This is a genomic window from Caulobacter sp. D5, from assembly GCF_003185805.1.
Taxonomy (GTDB): Bacteria; Pseudomonadota; Alphaproteobacteria; order Caulobacterales; family Caulobacteraceae; genus Caulobacter.
Window position 1 is genome coordinate 1 of the sequence record NZ_QHJY01000027.1, and the last position, 6,345, is coordinate 6,345.

Genomic DNA, 6,345 nt, shown 5'->3' on the forward strand with positions numbered 1-6,345 from the left:
GAGAGACCCCTCACCCGACCCGCTTCGCGGGCCACCCTCTCCCGCAAGGGGAGAGGGATCATTTAAGGCTTGCCACCGGTGTCATGTTTCGTGCTAGCCCTTGCGGCAAGCTCGCCAGAAGCGCCGGAGGAAGACCAAGATGGATCGTCGCAGCCTGCTGCTGACCGCCGGAGCGGCGGCCGCCGCCAGCGCCCTGCCCGCCCACGCCAAGCCCTCCAGCCCAGCCCGCTCGCCGATCGTGACCACCGCCGCCGGCAAGGTGCGGGGCACGACCACCGCCGACGGCGTCCACGTGTTCAAGGGCCTGCGCTACGGCGCCGATACCGGCGGGACCAACCGCTTCTCCCCGCCCCGCAAGCCCCAGCCCTGGACCGGCGTCGCCGACGCCCTGGCCTATGGCGCGGCTTCAATGCAGACCGGCAAGGGTGAAGAGGGCGAGACCCTCTCGGAAGACTGCCTGTTCCTCAACGTCTGGACCCCCGCAAAAGCCGGCAAGACCGGCCTCGCCGACGGCGGCAAGCGGCCGGTGATGTTCTACATTCATGGCGGCGCCTATAACGGCGGCTCGGGGGGCAGCCCCTGGTACGAGGGGACCAAGCTGGCCAAGCGCGGCGACGTCGTTGTGGTGACGGTCAACCACCGCCTCAACGCCTTCGGCTATCTCTATCTGGCCCGCCTGTTCGACGATCCCAGCGTCGCCGACAGCGGCAATGTCGGCCAGATCGACCTGGTGCTGGCCCTGCAATGGGTGCGGGACAACATCGCGCAGTTCGGCGGCGATCCGGACCGGGTGATGCTGTTCGGCCAATCGGGCGGCGGGGCCAAGATCGCCACCCTGCTGGCCATGCCGGCCGCCAAGGGCCTGTTCCATCGCGCCGTCACCATGAGCGGCCAGCAGGTCATGGCCGGCGGCCCCTTCAATGCGACGAAGCGCGCCAAGCTGTTCCTGGAGAAGCTGGGGATCAGCGATCTGGCCGCCCTGCGCGCCCTGCCCGCCGACCAGCTGCTGAACGGCCTGAAGGCCGTCGATCCGGTCGCCGGCTCGGGCGGGGTCTATATGGGCCCGGTGCTGGACGAGCGCTCCCTGACCCGCCACCCGTTCTTCCCCGACGCCTCGCCGCTGGGCCTCGACGTGCCGCTGATCTGCGGCAACACCCATGACGAGACACGCGGCTTCGCCGGCTGGGACCGCAAGGTGTTCGACATGACCTGGGAGCAGGTGGTCGAGAAGCTGCCCGGCCAGTTCAACGCCCGCATCGACATCGACCCGGCCAGCGTCGTGGCGGCCTATCGCCAGATGTATCCGGCCTATTCGCCGTCGGACGTCTATTTCGCCGCCTCGACCGCCGGCCGCTCGTGGAAGGCGGCGATCCTGCAGGCCGAGGCCCGCGCCGCCACCCCCGCGCCGGCCTTCGTCTACCAGGTCGACTGGAAGTCGCCCAAGGACGGCGGCGTCTGGGGCGCGCCCCACACCATCGACATCGGCCTCGTCTTCGGCACGCTGGACGCCAAGGGCTCGATCGTCGGAACCGGCCCGCGCAGTGAGGCGATGTCCAACACGATGATGGACGCCTTCGTCGCCTTCGCCCGCACCGGCGATCCCAACTGCGCGGCCATTCCCAAGTGGGAGCCCTACACCCTGCCCCGCCGCCAGACCCTGGTGTTCGACGAGACGACGCGCATGCAGGACGACCCGCGCGGCGGCGAGCGTGAGCTGTTCAACAAGGTCCCGTTCACGCAGTTCGGTACGTAGGGCCCCTCTCCTCTTGCGGGAGAGGGTGGCCTCCCGGAGGGAGGTCGGGTGAGGGGTCTCTCAAACCTCAAAGCTTTGCGCAGCGGTTAGGCTAGGTGAAGTCTCTCAGATTTGAGAGACCCCTCATCCGTCGCCTACGGCGACACCTTCTCCCGCAAGGGGAGAAGGATCAGGTTACGCCGCGACCTCGCCCTCTTCGTCGCCGTCCTCGTCGTCGAATTCGTCCTCGTCGGGACCGAGCGACTCGTCGCGGAGGAGTTCGATCTGGTCGGCGACGTCGGCGATGGTCTCGTCGTCGACGCCGGCGGCTTCGAGGGCCGCGGCCAGGTGGCCGATGACCAGGTCGAGTTCGTCGTCTTCCAGGCTGTTGGCGCCCAGCCAGACGAAGGCCAGGTCCTGGTCGCCGCGGGCTTCGGCGGCGTCGGGATCGAGGGCGGCGGCCACGAAGGCGCGGGCGCCGGGCGCGATCTCGCCGCCGAACAGGTCCTTCAGGCGCTCGTCGGCCTGGGCGCGGGCGAAGAAGTCGGAGATCACCGACTGGGCGGCGGCCTCGCCGCCGATGCGTTCATAGGCCGTCATGCCGTCCTCGCGGGAATTGGGGAACGGCGAAAACGTTAACACGGGCCGCGAAGGCCGTGCGTGAACCCTGGGCGATGGTTTCGTGACAACCTGGCCGTGAGCGGCCGAAACGAAAAACGCCCCGCCTTTCGGCGGGGCGTCTTGTTCTTACTTCGCGCCGTTTATTTCGCCTTGTCCATCAGGCCGGCGAAGCGCTCGAAGATGTAGAGGCTGTCGGTCGGGCCGGGCGAGGCTTCCGGGTGGTGCTGGACGCTGAACACCGGCTTGTCCTTCAGGGCGATGCCGGCGTTGGTGCCGTCGAACAGCGACACGTGGGTCTCCTGCACCGGCTCGGGCAGGCTTTCGCTGTCCACGGTGAAGCCGTGGTTCATCGACACGATCTCGACCTTGCCGGTGGTCAGGTCCTTGACCGGGTGGTTGGCGCCGTGGTGGCCCTGCTCCATCTTCACGGTCTTGGCGCCGAGCGCCAGGGCCAGCATCTGGTGGCCAAGGCAGATGCCGAACACCGGCTTGCCGCTTTCCACCAGCTTCTGGATTTCCGGCACGGCGTACTCGCCGGTCGCGGCCGGGTCGCCCGGACCGTTGGACAGCAGCACGCCGTCGGGATTGCGGGCCAGGATGTCCTCGGCCGAGGTGCTGGCCGGAACGACGGTGGCGCGGGCGCCGACATGGGCCAGGGCGCGCAGGATGTTGCGCTTCACGCCGTAGTCGATGACGACCACTTCGTACTTGGGCTTGTCGAGCTTGGCGTAACCCGCCGGCCACGACCACAGGCCCTCGTCCCAGGTGAAGGTCTGGGTGGTGGAGGCGTCCTTGGCCAGATCCAGGCCGACCACGCCCGACCAGTCGCGGGCCTTGGCCTTCAGGGCCTCCAGGTCGAACTTGCCGTCCGGCGCGTGGGCGATGACGCCGTGCGGCATGCCGGTCTCGCGGATCTTGCGGGTCAGGGCGCGGGTGTCGACGCCGGCCAGACCGACGACGCCGCGGCGCTGCATCCAGCCGTCGAAGTCGCTGTTGGCGCGCCAGTTGGCCGGATCCGTCGGGACGTCGCGGAAGATCGCGCCGCGGGCGGCCGTCTCGGCCACGCCGGTGACCTGCTCGACGTCTTCGGCGTTCGTGCCGACATTGCCGACGTGCGGGAAGGTGAAGGCCACGATCTGGGCCATGTAGGACGGGTCGGTCAGGATTTCCTGATAGCCGGTCATGGCGGTGTTGAAGCACACCTCGCCGACCGCGTCGCCGACCGCGCCGCAGCCGACGCCTTGCAGCACCGTGCCGTCAGCCAGGACCAGAACGCCAGTAACGCCGGGGAGAAGGTCTTGGGACATCTCGAAAAGCGCCTCCAGAACGCATGGTCATTTTCGCAAAAAGGCGGGCCGGGGAGAACCCCGCCCGCCTGCGCAAACGGCGGCGTGTTTAGGGACCTTGGGAGGGGGGGTCAACCCCCTGGATCACGCGTTTGCGCGCCGCCCGCCACATTACCGTGATCGACGAAGACGCCCCCTCGCGCGCGCAGCCCTCAAGCCCTTATGGTGCGGGGCTTCAACGCATAAGAACACGGGAGGACGGCCCATGCTCGAACTGCGCCCCAATTGCGAATGCTGCGACCGCGACCTGCCGCCCCAGAGCGGAGAGGCCCGCATCTGCACCTTTGAATGCACCTTCTGCATCGACTGCGCCGACAGCCGATTCCAGGGCGTCTGCCCCAATTGCGAGGGCGACCTGGCGCCCCGGCCGATCCGGCCCGACAGCAAGCTGCACCGCTTCCCGGCTTCGCTGCGGCGGATCAACAAGGCCCATGCCGTCTGCGCCAAACCGCCCCCGCGCCCGCCCCTGGACGAGTGGCCGAGCGGGCATGGTGTGACCCATTAGGCGCACCCTGGTTCAATCGGTCGCACGCCTGGATCGTTCGGCGGTTCACGGTCGTTAACTCGTCAGGCCCCACAAGCTTGGGCGTAAACGAGGAGACCAGAGCCATGACCGTCGCCGTCCACGATCGCACCGTCGCCGCCGCGCGCGCGTCGAAGATCGCCTGGTCGCGCCTCCCCGGTCAGAGCCTGGCGGGTCAGGCCCTCGGCCTGGTGCTGAGCGCCGGCATCGTCGCCAGCGGCGCCCTATTCGTAATCCTCAGCTTCTGAACTTAAACGGGTCCGGCTGATTGCCTTCGGGCTCAGGTCGTGCACCGTGCGGGCGCCTCTCAGTTGCGAAGGAGCCCGCGCGATGTGCGACGACGACATCCACCAAGGCCTTGTCCATGACCCGCGCGTCTCGCGCCGCGCCTTCGGCCTGATGACCGCCGCTGCGGGGGGCCTCGTCGCCACCGCCGCCCGCGCGGACGACAAGGTCGTGGAGACCGACGTCACCATCAAGACGCCCGACGGCGAGGCCGACGCGGCCCTGTTCAAGCCGGCCGGCAAGGGCAAATGGCCCGCCGTGCTGATCTGGCCCGACGTCATGAGCCTGCGCCCCGTCTTCCGCGACATGGGCCGCCGCCTGGCCGCCCAGGGCTATGTCGTGCTGGTCCCCAACCTCTATTACCGGGTCAAGAAGGCGCCGGTGGTCGAGGGGACGTTCAACTTCGCCAATCCCGAAGACCGCGCCAAGATCACGCCGCTGCGCGCCACCGTCACCCCCGAGGGGACCGACAAGGACGCCCTGGCCTATGTCGCCTTCCTCGACGCCCAGAAGGAGACCGACAAGACCAGGAAGGTCGGGGTGCAGGGCTACTGCATGGGCGGCCCGCTGGCCTTCCGCACGGCCGCCGCCGCGCCGGGCCGCATCGCCGCCGTCGCCAGCTTCCACGGCGGGGGCCTGGTCACCGACCAGCCGACCAGCCCGCACCTGCTGATCCCCAAGACCCACGCCGAGTTCCTGATCGAGATCGCCGACAACGACGATCAGAAGGAGCCGGAGACCAAGGACAAGCTGAAGGCCGCCTTCGCCGAAGCCAAGCGCCCGGCCAAGGTCGAGGTCTTCGCCGGCGCCGCCCACGGTTGGACGGTCAAGGGCAGCCAGGTCTACAACGAGACCGCCGCCGAAACGGCCTGGGCCAACCTGCTGGACCTCTACAAGCGAACCCTGGGGTGATGTCGATCCTGGGGTGATGTATCAGGGGGCATGAGCCTCATCACCACGGTCGGCGTCGACGCCGACGACACCCTCTGGCACTGCGAGACCCTGTTCCGCCTGTCGCACCAGCGGTTCGTCGAACTGCTGGCGGAATTCGGCGACGAGGAGCGGATCAACGCCCAGCTGGCCGTGACCGAGAAGAAGAACCTTCGGGTCTACGGCTACGGGGCCAAGGGCTTCACCCTGTCGATGATCGAGACCGCGCTGGACCTGACGGACGGCGCGGTCTCCACCCGGGTGATCCGCGAGATCCTGGCCGTCGGCCGCGAGATGCTGACCGAGCCGGTCGAGCCCCTGCCCGGCGTCGAGAAGGCCCTGGCCGAGCTTTCCAAGCGCTACCGCCTGATCCTGATCACAAAGGGCGACTTGCTGCACCAGGAGCAGAAGCTGGCCGCCTCGGGGCTCGGCGACCTGTTCGCCGCCGTCGAGATCGTCTCGGAGAAGGACGCCGGCACCTATCGCCGGGTGTTCGAGCGCTACGGCACCGGCGCGCATCAGGCCCTGATGGCCGGCAACTCGATGCGGTCCGACATCCTGCCGGCGCTGGAGGCCGGCGCCTGGGGGGCCTTGATCCCCTACCCGCTGGTCTGGGCGCACGAGGCGGCCGAAGCGCCGCAGAACCACCCGCGCTACGTGGAACTGGCTTCGATAGCCGAGCTGCCGGCCTTTGTGGATCACGTATCAAAACCCCTTCTCCCATAGGGAGAAGGTGGCGCGAAGCGCCGGATGAGGGATTAGGGACGGAAGACGGCGTGCCGGCACGACGTCAAGCCTCGTAACCCCTCACCCTCCCACGCTTCGCGCGGGCCCCTCCCTCTCCCTATTGTTCAGACCGGGGACATCCGTGACAGGTGTTCGGAGACATCCGTGACGGTCTGAGGATG

7 protein-coding genes are annotated in these 6,345 nt (G+C 68.4%); 5 read left to right on the top strand and 2 right to left on the bottom strand.

Annotation, left to right across the window (positions count from 1 at the left end; all coding sequences use genetic code 11):
- Positions 1–139: 139 nt before the first annotated feature.
- Positions 140–1,753: a carboxylesterase/lipase family protein gene (locus DMC18_RS02280; protein ID WP_110121601.1), complete on the top strand. Its 1,614-nt coding sequence runs from the start codon at positions 140–142 to the stop codon at positions 1,751–1,753.
- A 174-nt stretch (positions 1,754–1,927) separates the two neighbouring features.
- On the opposite strand, the gene DMC18_RS02285 is transcribed toward DMC18_RS02280, so the two are convergent.
- A complete protein-coding gene (locus DMC18_RS02285; protein WP_110121602.1) occupies positions 1,928–2,332 on the bottom strand; it encodes a hypothetical protein in 405 nt (134 codons plus the stop codon).
- A gap of 161 nt (positions 2,333–2,493) precedes the next feature.
- Positions 2,494–3,660, bottom strand: a complete 1,167-nt coding sequence (gene carA, locus DMC18_RS02290; RefSeq protein WP_110121603.1) for a glutamine-hydrolyzing carbamoyl-phosphate synthase small subunit — start codon at positions 3,658–3,660, stop codon at positions 2,494–2,496.
- A gap of 244 nt (positions 3,661–3,904) precedes the next feature.
- On the opposite strand from carA, the gene DMC18_RS02295 reads away from it, so the two are divergent.
- The 4 genes from DMC18_RS02295 (at position 3,905) to DMC18_RS02305 (ending at position 6,163) form a co-directional block, all read left to right on the top strand.
- A complete protein-coding gene (locus tag DMC18_RS02295) occupies positions 3,905–4,204 on the top strand; it encodes a DUF1272 domain-containing protein (protein ID WP_110121604.1) in 300 nt (99 codons plus the stop codon).
- Positions 4,205–4,308: 104 nt separating this feature from the next.
- Positions 4,309–4,470, top strand: coding sequence for a hypothetical protein (locus DMC18_RS25835; protein ID WP_158285840.1), 162 nt, complete (start codon positions 4,309–4,311; stop codon positions 4,468–4,470).
- Positions 4,471–4,552: 82 nt separating this feature from the next.
- A complete protein-coding gene (locus DMC18_RS02300) occupies positions 4,553–5,419 on the top strand; it encodes a dienelactone hydrolase family protein (protein ID WP_110121605.1) in 867 nt (288 codons plus the stop codon).
- Positions 5,420–5,449: 30 nt separating this feature from the next.
- Positions 5,450–6,163, top strand: coding sequence for an HAD family hydrolase (locus DMC18_RS02305; protein WP_110121606.1), 714 nt, complete (start codon positions 5,450–5,452; stop codon positions 6,161–6,163).
- Positions 6,164–6,345: the final 182 nt, after the last annotated feature.